At 56.9% G+C, this 12,022-nt stretch carries 12 protein-coding genes; 5 read left to right on the top strand and 7 right to left on the bottom strand.

Features of this window, described 5'->3' with window-relative positions; all coding sequences use genetic code 11:
• Positions 1–144 precede the first annotated feature (144 nt).
• Complete coding sequence (can, locus tag ACUXAC_RS20355) at positions 145–801, top strand: carbonate dehydratase (protein WP_049200096.1); 657 nt, start codon at positions 145–147, stop codon at positions 799–801.
• Positions 802–838: 37 nt separating this feature from the next.
• Here can and hpt read toward each other — a convergent pair whose 3' ends face one another.
• The 4 genes from hpt to cueO form a co-directional block, all read right to left on the bottom strand.
• Positions 839–1,375: a hypoxanthine phosphoribosyltransferase gene (gene hpt, locus ACUXAC_RS20350; RefSeq protein ID WP_048234659.1), complete on the bottom strand. Its 537-nt coding sequence runs from the start codon at positions 1,373–1,375 to the stop codon at positions 839–841.
• A gap of 90 nt (positions 1,376–1,465) precedes the next feature.
• Positions 1,466–1,741, bottom strand: a complete 276-nt coding sequence (locus ACUXAC_RS20345) for a type II toxin-antitoxin system RelE/ParE family toxin (RefSeq protein WP_387445379.1) — start codon at positions 1,739–1,741, stop codon at positions 1,466–1,468.
• Positions 1,742–1,746: 5 nt separating this feature from the next.
• Positions 1,747–1,938 (bottom strand): type II toxin-antitoxin system RelB family antitoxin, encoded by a 192-nt coding sequence (gene relB / locus ACUXAC_RS20340; RefSeq protein ID WP_123892618.1) that lies wholly within the window; start codon positions 1,936–1,938, stop codon positions 1,747–1,749.
• A gap of 105 nt (positions 1,939–2,043) precedes the next feature.
• A complete protein-coding gene (cueO, locus tag ACUXAC_RS20335; protein WP_387445376.1) occupies positions 2,044–3,744 on the bottom strand; it encodes a multicopper oxidase CueO in 1,701 nt (566 codons plus the stop codon).
• A gap of 218 nt (positions 3,745–3,962) precedes the next feature.
• On the opposite strand from cueO, the gene ACUXAC_RS20330 reads away from it, so the two are divergent.
• The 3 genes from ACUXAC_RS20330 (at position 3,963) to speD (ending at position 6,120) form a co-directional block, all read left to right on the top strand.
• Positions 3,963–4,310 carry a YacC family pilotin-like protein gene (locus ACUXAC_RS20330; RefSeq protein WP_004937515.1) on the top strand — a complete coding sequence of 116 codons (348 nt, stop codon included), beginning with the start codon at positions 3,963–3,965 and terminating at the stop codon, positions 4,308–4,310.
• A 124-nt stretch (positions 4,311–4,434) separates the two neighbouring features.
• A complete protein-coding gene (gene speE, locus ACUXAC_RS20325; protein ID WP_330113065.1) occupies positions 4,435–5,298 on the top strand; it encodes a polyamine aminopropyltransferase in 864 nt (287 codons plus the stop codon).
• A 27-nt stretch (positions 5,299–5,325) separates the two neighbouring features.
• Positions 5,326–6,120, top strand: a complete 795-nt coding sequence (gene speD, locus ACUXAC_RS20320; protein ID WP_454266859.1) for an adenosylmethionine decarboxylase — start codon at positions 5,326–5,328, stop codon at positions 6,118–6,120.
• Positions 6,121–6,152: 32 nt separating this feature from the next.
• Here speD and yacL read toward each other — a convergent pair whose 3' ends face one another.
• Positions 6,153–6,515 carry a protein YacL gene (gene yacL, locus ACUXAC_RS20315; protein ID WP_004937507.1) on the bottom strand — a complete coding sequence of 121 codons (363 nt, stop codon included), beginning with the start codon at positions 6,513–6,515 and terminating at the stop codon, positions 6,153–6,155.
• 467 nt (positions 6,516–6,982) lie between these two features.
• On the opposite strand from yacL, the gene ACUXAC_RS20310 reads away from it, so the two are divergent.
• Complete coding sequence (locus ACUXAC_RS20310) at positions 6,983–7,273, top strand: hypothetical protein (RefSeq protein WP_064291158.1); 291 nt, start codon at positions 6,983–6,985, stop codon at positions 7,271–7,273.
• Between the two features lie 74 nt (positions 7,274–7,347).
• Here ACUXAC_RS20310 and acnB read toward each other — a convergent pair whose 3' ends face one another.
• Positions 7,348–9,945, bottom strand: a complete 2,598-nt coding sequence (gene acnB, locus ACUXAC_RS20305; protein WP_060422679.1) for a bifunctional aconitate hydratase 2/2-methylisocitrate dehydratase — start codon at positions 9,943–9,945, stop codon at positions 7,348–7,350.
• 516 nt (positions 9,946–10,461) lie between these two features.
• Positions 10,462–11,886 (bottom strand): dihydrolipoyl dehydrogenase, encoded by a 1,425-nt coding sequence (gene lpdA / locus ACUXAC_RS20300; RefSeq protein WP_004937500.1) that lies wholly within the window; start codon positions 11,884–11,886, stop codon positions 10,462–10,464.
• Between the last annotated feature and the right edge of the window lie 136 nt (positions 11,887–12,022).

Here is a 12,022-nt window from a genome sequence, read left to right as displayed (position 1 = left end):
AACGATAATCCTAGCATCGGCGACGTTTCCACTGAGTCGAATCCGTGCGGAAAATGAGGTTGCACCACTGTTCCGATTTCCAAATTGTGACGCTTACCCTATATTACCCCAACGCAATCTGTTCGTTACGAGTCAATAACCTCCATGAAAGAAATCGAAGAGCTTATCGCCAACAACCATGCCTGGTCGGCCAATATCAGTCAGGAAGACCCGGAATTTTTTGAACGTTTAGCCCAGGCGCAAAAGCCCCGTTTCTTATGGATTGGTTGCTCTGACAGCCGCGTTCCCGCCGAACGCTTGACCGGCCTCGAGCCGGGTGAACTGTTCGTCCATCGCAACGTGGCGAACCTCGTTATCCATACCGATCTTAACTGCCTGTCGGTGGTGCAGTATGCGGTAGATGTGCTGGAAGTCGAACACATCATCATCTGCGGCCACCTGGGCTGCGGCGGCGTGCAGGCGGCGGTGGAAAACCCGGAGCTGGGGTTGATCGACAACTGGCTGCTGCACATTCGCGATCTGTGGTACAAGCACAGCTCGCTGCTGGGCGAGCTGCCGCCGGAGCAGCGTTTCGACATGCTGTGCAAGATCAACGTCATTGAGCAGGTGTACAACCTGGGCCACTCCACCATCATGCAGTCCGCCTGGAAGCGCGGCCAGAAGGTGATGATCCACGGTTGGGTGTACGGCATTCAGGACGGCCGTCTGCGCGATATGGAAGTGCTGGCGACCAGCCGCGAGAGCCTGGAGATGGGCTACCGCAAAGCGATAGCCAAACTGAAGCAGGATAAAGGCATCTAACCCCGCCGCGGGCGCGGCAGGCCGCGCCCCACATCAATTACTCGTCCAGCAGCACCACTTTGCCGACGTACGGCAGGTGACGGTAGCGCTGAGCGTAGTCGATGCCATACCCCACCACGAACTCATCCGGGATCGAGAAGCCGACATATTCGACCGGCACCTGCACTTCACGGCGCTCAGGCTTGTCCAGCAAGGTGCAAATCGCCAGCGATTTCGGCCCGCGCAGCGCCAAAATCTCGCGCACTTTGTTCAGCGTGTTGCCGGAATCGATGATGTCTTCCACGATCAGTACGTCTTTGCCGCGAATGTCTTCGTCCAGATCCTTGAGGATCTTCACGTCGCGGGTGGTGGACATGCCGCTGCCGTAGCTGGAGGCAGTCATAAAGTCGACTTCGTGCGGCACGTCGATCGCGCGGCAGAGATCGGCCATGAACATGAAGGAGCCGCGCAGCAGCCCAACCAGCACCATGTCGCTGCCGCTGTCGCGGTAATGTTCGGTGATCTGGCGGCCAAGTTCGGCGATACGGGTCTTAACTTCCTGCTCGGAAATCATTACGTCTACAGTGTGTTTCATAGTATTCAGGTCAGTTGCCGGAAGAAAGGCGCAGAGTTTAGCATAGGCCGTTACGACTTGCCTCTCTCCCGGACAGGGGAGTTTTCTTTATTAAGGGTATTCCTGACGAGCGTGCAGGACACTCACTATTTCAATATGTGCAGCCAGCACGCGGTAAACCACAATGTAATTAGGATGAACAACCATTTCACGAGTCCCGTTCACCCTGCCTGGCCTGAATAGATAAGGATGTTCCGCTAACGGGATAACCGACTCTTCAATGCGTTGCAACAAAGCCTCTGCGGCAAGTGGACTTCGCTCAGCGATAAAAGCCAGCAGCGTATATAAACCCGTTTTTGCTTCGTCAGTCCATTTGACGGTTAACATAAGGGTCAGGCCGATTTTCTTTTGGCTTTCGCCTGCTCGATAATGTGACGAGCGCCGGCCATGACTTCGTCATGGGGAATACGGGGGGAGTCGCTATTGATGGAAGATTCCACGGTGCTTTTGAACCAACGATCGTAGCTATCAGCCTGCTCTTGAGTCTCAAACTCAGAAACGATGGGATCCAATTTTGTCGGCATGACGCACTCCTCAACAGCTGATATTTTAATCAGTATAACGGCTTCCTTTCATTGAACCAAGCGGTGGCGACGCGAGCGCGCCACCACCGGAGCACCGGGCCGCCATCAATCGGCGACGGTGAAGCCCATCATCATGCCGGTATCTTCATGTTCCAACAGGTGGCAGTGGGCCATGTACGCATGTTCGCTGCTGGCCGGATGGTCAAAACGCACCAGCACTTCACTGCGCCATCCTTCGACGCGCACCGTGTCCTTCCAGCCACTGCGATGCGCCGCCGGCGGTTTGCCGTTTTCCGACAAGATGCGGAACTGGGTGCCGTGAATGTGGAACGGGTGCAACATCATGTCGCCCTCGCCGGAAATGGTCCACTTTTCATACTGGCCCCGTTTGGCAGCGAACATCGGCTTGGTCATATCGAAGGCCTTGCCGTTGATCATATTGCCGTGGCTGAAATCGAACGATTTGGCTTTGCCCTGCGCGCCACCGTGATCCATCCCGGCCATATTGCCATGATCCATGCCCTTCATGTTGCCCATGTTGCCATGGTCCATGCCCTGCATGCCGCCCTTCTCCATGCCTTTCATGTTGCCATGGTCCATGCTCTGCATGCCGCCCTTCTCCATGCCTTTCATATCTGCGCCGCCCGTCGCGCCATGATTCATGCTCATGCCGGCCATCGCCTGGTGACCATAGCGATCCATCAGCGCCTGCATACCGAGCATATCCAGCTGCGGATCCATCATCAGCTGCAGCCAACGCTCCTGGATGCCGGTGGTGGCAGGCAACGTCGGCAGCTTCACCAGGCTGTCCGGCATGGTTTTGATGCCCTGCGCCAGCGACGGCTGAATGCGCAACACCGGCAGCGCTTGATCGAACGGCGCCAGCGTCATGCCCATCTGCTTCACCGGCAGCGTCACGATATCGAACGCTTTCCCATCCGAGGCATCGACCAGCACTTCAAAGCGTTCGCCCATCAGCATCGGCAGCTCGGTCAGTTTCACCGGCTCCGCCAGGAAACCGCCGTCGCTGGCGATGACATACAGCGGGCGGTTGTCACTGGCCGCCAGATTCAGCGAGCGGGCGTTGCAGCCGTTGAGGAAACGCAGGCGCAGCCAACCGCGCGGCGTCAAATGTTGTGGATACTGCGCGCCGTTGGTGAACATGCGATCGCCAAACCAGCCCACCGCCGCACTCATCACGTCTAGGCGGTATTCGATCTGCGCGTCTTTGCCCAGCCGCTTATCCTGCAGGATCACCGGAATATCATCCTGTCCCCAGGTTTTCGGCAGCGGCAGTTTGGCGCTCTCTTCGTCTTCCAGCAGCACCAGCCCCGCCAGCCCCATCATGACCTGGCTGCCGGTTTTACCGTGCGTATGCGGGTGGAACCAGCAGGTGGCCGCCGGTTGATCGACGGTGAAATTCACCGTGCGCGTCGCGCCGGGATGAATCAATGCCTGCGGGCCGCCATCGACGTCGCCGGGAATCTCCAGGCCGTGCCAGTGGACGGTGCTGGCCTCCGCCAGGCTGTTTTTGATATCAACCGTTACCGGCTGGCCACGCTGCAGCTTCACCGCCGGCCCGAGCAGCGCGCCGTTGAATCCCCAGGTTTTGGTGGCGGCGCCGGGCAACCAGCGGGTTTCCCCCGCCTGCAGCGCCAGCGCAATCTTTCCCTGCGCGTCCGGCGTCAACAGCGGCGGTACCGGCAGGGCCGGCCGATCGGCCGCCCAGGCGGCCCGGCTCCATAACGGCAATGCGCTCGCGGCGCCCAGCGCGGCGGTTAATTTAATAAAATCACGGCGTAACATCGCTGACTCCCTTTTCTCAGTGACATAACTCAATGCCGCCAGCCTAAACCTTCCCCCTGGCGGAAGGTCAAGCCTTTCCTGGCGGTATTTTAAGCTATGCCTCACAATCAAGAAAACGCCATTGACGAACGCGAGGCCGCGCCCAGCGGCAATAAAATTTGGTGCCTTTACAGGCAAGTGTGGTAACGTCTGCAAACGACAAACAGGCCTATTTCATGATGAAAAAAACAACGTTATCGATGCTGTTGCTGGCGATGCTGGGCTTCTCCAACGCCAGTCTGGCGCTGAATGAATCCGAGGCGGAAGATCTGGCCGATCTGACGGCGGTATTTATTTATTTGAAAAATGATTGCGGCTACAACGATTTGCCAAATGCGCAAATCAAACGCGCCATCGTCTATTTCGCGCAACAAAACCGCTGGGATTTGAGCAACTACAACAGCTTCAATATGAAGGCGCTGGGCGAAGACAGCTATCGCGATCTCAGCGGCATCGCCATTCCAACGCCTAAAAAGTGCAAATCGCTGGCGCGCGATTCCTTGAGCCTGCTGGCCTACGCCAACTAATTTCCCCCCTTCTCCCGCCCGCCTAACGCTCTCTCTGTCTGAAATTCAACCGTGCATCGCCAGGCAGAGTTAGCTATGATGTTGCGCCGATTTTTCATGGCTGTTATTACGGAGTATCCCGCACATGACCCAGAAAGAAATTTGGTACGAAACGCTGCATACGGGCTTCGGCCAGTACTTCTCGGTAGAGAAAGTGCTGTACCGCGAGAAGACCGATCATCAGGATCTGGTGATCTTCGAGAACCCGGTGCTGGGGCGCGTGATGGCGCTCGACGGCGTGGTGCAAACCACCGAGCGTGACGAGTTCATCTATCACGAAATGCTGACCCACGTGCCGCTGCTGGCGCACGGCGCGGCGAAGAAAGTGCTGATCATCGGTGGCGGCGACGGCGGCATGCTGCGCGAAGTCAGCCGGCACCCTGGCGTGGAGCAGATCACCATGGTCGAAATCGACGCCGGCGTCGTCGAGTTCTGCCGCCAATACCTGCCCAACCACAGCGCCGGCGCCTATGACGATCCGCGCTTCAAGCTGGTGATCGACGACGGCGTCAACTTCGTGAACCAAACCGACGAAACCTTCGATGTGATCATCTCCGACTGCACCGATCCGATCGGCCCCGGCGAAAGCCTGTTCACCTCGGCGTTTTATGAAGGCTGCGCCCGCTGCCTGAATGAGGGCGGCATTTTCGTCGCGCAAAACGGCGTCTGTTTCCTGCAGCAGGACGAAGCGGTCAACAGCCACACCAAACTGAGCGGCTACTTTAGCGACGTCAGCTTCTATCAGGCAGCGATCCCAACCTATTACGGCGGCATCATGACCTTTGCCTGGGCGAGCCAGAACCCGGCGCTGCGCCAGCTCGATCTGCCTACTCTGCAACAGCGCTTTAACCAAAGCGGTCTACACTGCCGTTATTACAACCCGGCAATTCACATCGGCAGCTTTGCCCTGCCGCAATATTTGCTCAATGCCCTGAACGTAACACGTTAAGCGAGAAGATAAAGGAGGTGACCCAAATTGCATAAGCTAAAACTGCACGGCTTCAACAACCTGACCAAGAGCCTGAGTTTTTGTATTTACGATATTTGTTACGCCAAGACCGCGGACGATCGCGACGGCTATATCGCCTACATTGACGAACAATATAATGCCAACCGGCTGACCGAGATCCTGAGCGAGACCTGCTCAATCATCGGCGCCAATATTCTGAACATCGCACGTCAGAACTACGAGCCGCAGGGCGCCAGCGTCACCATCCTGGTCAGCGAAGAGCCGATCGATCCGAAAGACGTCGATACGTCGGAACACCCCGGCCCGCTGCCGAACACGGTCGTTGCGCACCTGGACAAGAGCCACATCTGCGTACACACCTACCCGGAAAGCCATCCGGAAGGCGGGCTGTGCACCTTTCGCGCCGATATCGAAGTCTCGACCTGCGGCGTCATTTCGCCCCTCAAGGCGCTGAACTACTTAATTCACCAGCTGGAATCCGACATCGTCACCATGGACTACCGCGTGCGCGGTTTCACCCGCGACGTGAACGGCGTGAAACATTACATCGATCATGAGATCAATTCGATCCAGAACTTTATGTCGGAAGACATCAAGGCGCTGTACCACATGATGGACGTGAACGTTTACCAGGAAAATATCTTCCATACCAAGATGTTGCTGAAGGATTTCGATCTGAAGCATTACCTGTTCAATGCGGCACCGGAAGCGCTGAGCGCCGTCGAGCGCAAACAGATCACCGATCTGTTATGGAAAGAGATGCAGGAAATCTATTACGGCCGCAATATCCCGCATCTGTAATGGAAAGGGCGCGGCACGCCGCGCCCTGATGCTTAGTATTTCAGCATGAAAGAACGGTAGGCCTTCAACACCAGCAGGAAATCCTCAACGCCGCAGAATGAGAGGCTTTCTTCGTCGTAGTAGTTCATCCCCTCTTCCATTTCATCGCCTTCGAACTCCAGCTGATTGGCGCGGATCATCACTTCTTCACCATCCATCAACAGCGTATATTCATGGCCTTCCAACTGCCATTGACGTTCGCTGCCTTTGACCTCGGCCGCACCGGCTTCTATGCGGTCCAGCAGGTTGAAATCGCCTTTGACTTCTTCGTTGATCCAGTGGCCAATCGCTTCATGCCCCATCGAAAATCTGACGATCACCTGACCGGTAACGTCACGCAGAAATTCGTAATCCATAGCATGCCCTCCTGAGCCCTTTTTCTTAGTGTAAACATAAATTGATTGCTAACTCAGTGAGCGCTCGCAAAGTTGGCAACTCGGCAAAATAAAACCTTGGCGGCGCGCAATATAGCGGCTTGCGGCGGCGATGGGAAGACGCCGGCCGCGATCCCTCAAGGAAAGCGAAGCGGTGCCTCATCGCCGCGCGGCGCATGCCCGCCATGCGAAAAGTCGGCCGACAATCCGCCGATCGCCGGTTATTTATTTGAATCATGTAGATACCGTGGAGATGTATGTCACGATTTTATCGGGATTATGATTTCCCTTTAAAATAAATAAGTTACTAATTCCTGGCGCGACGCGACTTTATTGACATCCCCTCAATATCGATTAGCTTTTAAATAAAGGAGCTCTAATTATGTTCACCAGCGGCCAGAGGTGTTCTCACCTCATTCATACCTATCACCACGATCAGGATGTTTGCCATGAAATACATAACCTCCATTATCGCACTGAGCATGATGTTCTCTGCATCGGCGTTCGCCGCCAAACAAATCACCCTTGAAGAATCCGCCAACTACACCAAACTCGGCGATCTCTCCATTCAACAGACCGGCGTGCCTACCGTCGGCCATAAATATATTTCCTCAGAGGTTGATAAGAAATGTAATGAACTCAGCGGGCTGGATGGGAAGGACTGCTTCTATCGCATCATCTCCGCCACCGGGCAAGAGAGCGATCACAAAGATATCCACGTGGAAATATTCAAAAAATAGCGGGCAGGCTTTGAACGTAAAATAAAAAAAACGGGGCCCTGGAAAGGGCCCCGCTGCTTGGGATTGACGCTGAATTAAACCGCGGTCTGGAAGATCACGCCGTCGGCTTTTTCGGTGTACTGCCCCAGTTGGTCAAAGTTCAGATAGCGGTAGGTATCCGCCGCCGTCTTGTCGACCTGCGCCATATAGGTCTGGTACTCGTCCGGCGTCGGCAGGCGGCCCAGCAGGGACGCAACCGCAGCCAGTTCGGCAGACGCCAGATAGACGTTGGCACCGGTGCCCAGACGGTTCGGGAAGTTACGGGTCGAGGTGGAGACCACCGTCGCACCGTCCGCCACGCGAGCCTGGTTGCCCATACACAGCGAACAGCCCGGGATCTCGATGCGCGCCCCGCTCTTGCCGAAGACGCTGTAGTAGCCTTCTTCGGTCAGCTGAGCCGCGTCCATCTTGGTTGGCGGCGCCACCCACAGACGGGTCGGCAGCTGGCCCTTGTGCTGATCCAGCAGCTTGCCGGCCGCGCGGAAGTGGCCGATGTTGGTCATGCAAGAACCGATGAACACTTCATCGATTTTGCTGTTGGCCACGTCAGACAGCAGGCGCGCATCGTCAGGATCGTTCGGCGCGCACAGGATCGGCTCTTTGATCTCGTTCAGATCGATGTCGATCACCGCCGCGTATTCCGCATCCGCATCGCCTTCCAGCAGCTGCGGATCCGCCAGCCATTTTTCCATGCCCTGAATACGGCGCTCCAGCGTACGGCGATCGCCGTAGCCTTCGGAGATCATCCACTTCAGCAGCACGATGTTGGAGTTCAGGTACTCTTCGATCGGCGCCTTGTCCAGCTTGATGGTACAACCGGCGGCGGAACGTTCGGCGGACGCATCGGTCAGCTCAAACGCCTGCTCAACCTTCAGATCCGGCAGGCCTTCGATCTCCAGAATACGGCCGGAGAAGATGTTTTTCTTGCCCTTCTTCTCGACGGTCAGCAAGCCTTGCTGGATCGCGTAGTAAGGGATGGCGTGCACCAGATCGCGCAGGGTGATGCCCGGCTGCATTTTGCCTTTGAAGCGCACCAGCACCGACTCAGGCATATCCAGCGGCATCACGCCGGTCGCGGCGGCAAACGCCACCAGGCCGGAACCGGCCGGGAAGGAGATGCCGATCGGGAAGCGGGTGTGGGAATCGCCGCCGGTGCCGACGGTGTCAGGCAGCAGCATGCGGTTCAGCCAGGAGTGGATCACGCCGTCGCCCGGACGCAGCGAGACGCCGCCGCGGTTCATGATGAAGTCAGGCAGCGTGTGGTGCGTGGTCACGTCGACCGGTTTCGGGTACGCGGCGGTGTGGCAGAACGACTGCATGACCAGATCGGCGGAGAAGCCGAGGCAGGCCAGGTCTTTCAGCTCATCGCGGGTCATCGGGCCGGTGGTGTCCTGAGAACCGACGGAGGTCATCTTCGGTTCACAGTACTCGCCAGGGCGAATGCCGGCGACGCCGCAGGCGCGACCGACCATTTTCTGCGCCAGCGAGAAGCCTTTGCTGCTGGCGGCAACCGGCTTGGCGATACGGAACACCTCGCTGTGCGGCAGACCCAGCGCTTCGCGCGCCTTGGTGGTCAGGCCGCGGCCGATGATCAGCGGGATACGGCCGCCGGCGCGCACTTCATCCAGCAGCACGTCGGTTTTCAGCTCGAAGTTGGCGATCAGCGCGCCGGTTTCGTGGTTGCGCACTTCACCTTTGTACGGGTAAACGTCGATCACGTCGCCCATGTTCAGCTCGGACACGTCCACTTCGATCGGCAAGGCGCCGGCATCTTCCATGGTGTTGAAGAAGATAGGCGCAATCTTGCCGCCCAGCACCACGCCGCCGCCGCGCTTGTTCGGCACGTGCGGGATGTCGTCGCCCATAAACCACAGCACGGAGTTGGTAGCGGATTTACGGGAAGAACCGGTGCCGACCACGTCGCCGACGTAGGCCAGCGGGAAGCCTTTCTTGTTCAGCAGCTCGATCTGTTTGATCGGGCCGACGCTGCCCGGCTGATCCGGCACGATGCCTTCACGTTCGTTTTTCAGCATCGCCAGCGCGTGCAGCGGGATGTCCGGGCGCGACCAGGCGTCCGGCGCCGGGGAAAGGTCGTCGGTGTTGGTTTCGCCGGTGACTTTGAACACGGTGACGGTGATCTTTTCCGCCAGCTCAGGGCGCGACAGGTACCATTCGGCGTCGGCCCAGGACTGCATGATCTGCTTGGCGTGTGGGTTACCGGCCTTGGCCTTCTCTTCCACGTCGTAGAAGTTGTCGAACATCAGCAGCGTGTGGGACAGCGCTTTCGCGGCGATAGGCGCCAGCGTTTCGTTGTCCAGCGCTTCGATCAGCGGGTGAATGTTATAGCCGCCCTGCATGGTGCCTAACAGTTCAATGGCTTTCTCGGGGGTAACCAGGGGGGATGTCGCTTCGCCTTTGGCGATGGCCGCCAGGAAACCTGCTTTGACGTAGGCGGCTTCGTCGACGCCCGGTGGAACACGGTTAATCAGCAGGTCTAACAGGAATTCTTCTTCGCCTTTTGGCGGATTCTTCAGTAGTTCGACCAGCGCGGCCATTTGGGTGGCGTCTAGCGGCTTAGGGGCGATGCCCTCAGCAGCACGCTCGGCTACGTGCTTACGGTATTCTTCTAGCACGACGTTCTCCTCGCTCTCATTGTCATTTATTGTGCCTGGCGTATATGCAAACCGGGTTTATACCCTTGGGGTTTCACTCTGTGGCTAGGCGATCGGCCCGTAAAGGCCCCGAAACGGTGATTGGGGCAAACAAGCACGGTCAAACAGCGTTACAGCATGAAAGACTGATGGGTAGAGCGCACGGCGATATAGATGCCATCTATCCTGACGGGGCACTGCTGTCGATGTCCTGGACTGTAAGGTACAGTGCCCGGTTCCGCTCAGCCAGCATATCAGGATTTGAAACGGTTGTTAATTCGTTCACATAAAAGCAACATTAAATCTTTGCTGAATCGTTGAGCGCAGCGTAATCGGCTGCCGGACTAGCAGGGCATTATATCCATATAATTAGAGTGGATATAAGCAGGGGGATCGGAATTTGGCGCAGCGGCCACAAAAATACCGCTTTCTGAGTTTGAGCAAAAAAAAAACGGCCCCTTTTCAGGAGCCGCTTGTTAACCGGTCAAGCCAGCAGAATTACTTCTTCTTGGCTTTCGGGTTAGGCAGGTCGGTGATGCTGCCTTCGTAGATTTCCGCCGCCAGGCCCACGGATTCGTGCAGGGTCGGGTGAGCGTGGATGGTCAGCGCGATGTCTTCCGCGTCGCAACCCATCTCGATAGCCAGACCGATTTCACCCAGCAGCTCGCCGCCGTTGGTGCCGACAATCGCGCCACCGATGATGCGATGAGTTTCTTTGTCGAAGATCAGTTTGGTCATGCCGTCTGCACAGTCGGAAGCGATCGCACGGCCGGAAGCCGCCCACGGGAAGGTGGAGGTTTCGTAGCTGATGCCTTTCTCTTTCGCTTCTTTCTCGGTCAGACCCACCCATGCCACTTCCGGCTCGGTGTAAGCGATGGATGGGATCACTTTCGGATCGAAGTAGTGCTTCATGCCGGCGATAACTTCCGCGGCAACGTGGCCTTCGTGCACGCCTTTGTGCGCCAGCATCGGCTGACCGACGATGTCGCCGATAGCGAAGATGTGCGGCACGTTGGTGCGCAGCTGTTTGTCGACGTTGATGAAGCCACGCTCGTCAACTTCAACACCGGCTTTGCCGGCATCCAGCAGTTTGCCGTTCGGCACGCGGCCGATCGCCACCAGCACCGCGTCGTAACGCTGTGGTTCTGCCGGCGCTTTTTTACCTTCCATCGTGACGTAGATGCCGTCTTCTTTGGCTTCTACCGCGGTCACTTTGGTTTCCAGCATCAGGTTGAACTGCTTGCTGATACGTTTGGTGAAGACTTTCACCACGTCTTTATCTGCCGCCGGGATAACCTGATCGAACATCTCAACGACGTCGATCTGTGAACCCAACGCATGGTATACGGTGCCCATTTCCAGGCCGATGATGCCGCCGCCCATAACCAGCAGACGCTCTGGGACGGTTTTCAGTTCCAGCGCATCGGTAGAATCCCACACGCGTGGATCTTCATGAGGAATGAATGGCAGTTGGATCGGACGAGAACCTGCAGCGATGATGGCGTTGTCGAAGTTGATGGTGGTTGGGCCGTTTTCGCCTTCCACAACCAGGGTGTTAGCGCCGGTGAACTTGCCCAGGCCGTTGACCACTTTCACTTTACGGCCTTTCGCCATGCCAGCCAGACCGCCGGTCAGCTGAGTGATGACTTTTTCTTTCCAGACGCGCACTTTGTCGATGTCGGTTTTCGGCTCGCCGAAAACGATGCCGTGTTCGGCCAACGCTTTGGCTTCTTCGATCACTTTGGCAACGTGCAGCAGTGCTTTGGAAGGGATACATCCCACGTTCAGGCAAACCCCGCCCAGAGTGGAATAACGTTCAACCAGAACGGTTTCAAGACCTAAGTCAGCGCAACGAAAGGCTGCAGAGTAACCTGCCGGGCCCGCCCCAAGTACCACGACCTGAGTTTTAATTTCAGTACTCATCATGACCTCTTAATTGATTGTCCGGCGGGTCAGACGTCATTTTTATTGCTAATCGATCTCATAACGCCCTTCATCCACCGGGACGCTTACACCGCGAGCAGTTTACAGAATTGTTAATAATCTGCAAAGCGTGTTC

The organism is Serratia sp. 121840015-1 (assembly GCF_053627655.1).
Note: the sequence above shows the minus strand (reverse complement) of the source record. Positions and strands in the feature narration are given on the sequence as shown.

Excerpts from the sequence above, each read along its gene's own strand:
- ACUXAC_RS20345 (WP_387445379.1), bottom strand. The coding sequence starts at position 1,741 with ATGTTAACCGTCAAATGGACTGACGAAGCAAAAACGGGTTTATATACG.
- ACUXAC_RS20330 (WP_004937515.1), top strand. The coding sequence starts at position 3,963 with ATGAAAAAAACAACGTTATCGATGCTGTTGCTGGCGATGCTGGGCTTC.
- lpdA (WP_004937500.1), bottom strand. The coding sequence starts at position 11,886 with ATGAGTACTGAAATTAAAACTCAGGTCGTGGTACTTGGGGCGGGCCCG.
- cueO (WP_387445376.1), bottom strand. The coding sequence starts at position 3,744 with ATGTTACGCCGTGATTTTATTAAATTAACCGCCGCGCTGGGCGCCGCG.
- can (WP_049200096.1), top strand. The coding sequence starts at position 145 with ATGAAAGAAATCGAAGAGCTTATCGCCAACAACCATGCCTGGTCGGCC.
- ACUXAC_RS20310 (WP_064291158.1), top strand. The coding sequence starts at position 6,983 with ATGAAATACATAACCTCCATTATCGCACTGAGCATGATGTTCTCTGCA.
- yacL (WP_004937507.1), bottom strand. The coding sequence starts at position 6,515 with ATGGATTACGAATTTCTGCGTGACGTTACCGGTCAGGTGATCGTCAGA.
- relB (WP_123892618.1), bottom strand. The coding sequence starts at position 1,938 with ATGCCGACAAAATTGGATCCCATCGTTTCTGAGTTTGAGACTCAAGAG.
- hpt (WP_048234659.1), bottom strand. The coding sequence starts at position 1,375 with ATGAAACACACTGTAGACGTAATGATTTCCGAGCAGGAAGTTAAGACC.
- speE (WP_330113065.1), top strand. The coding sequence starts at position 4,435 with ATGACCCAGAAAGAAATTTGGTACGAAACGCTGCATACGGGCTTCGGC.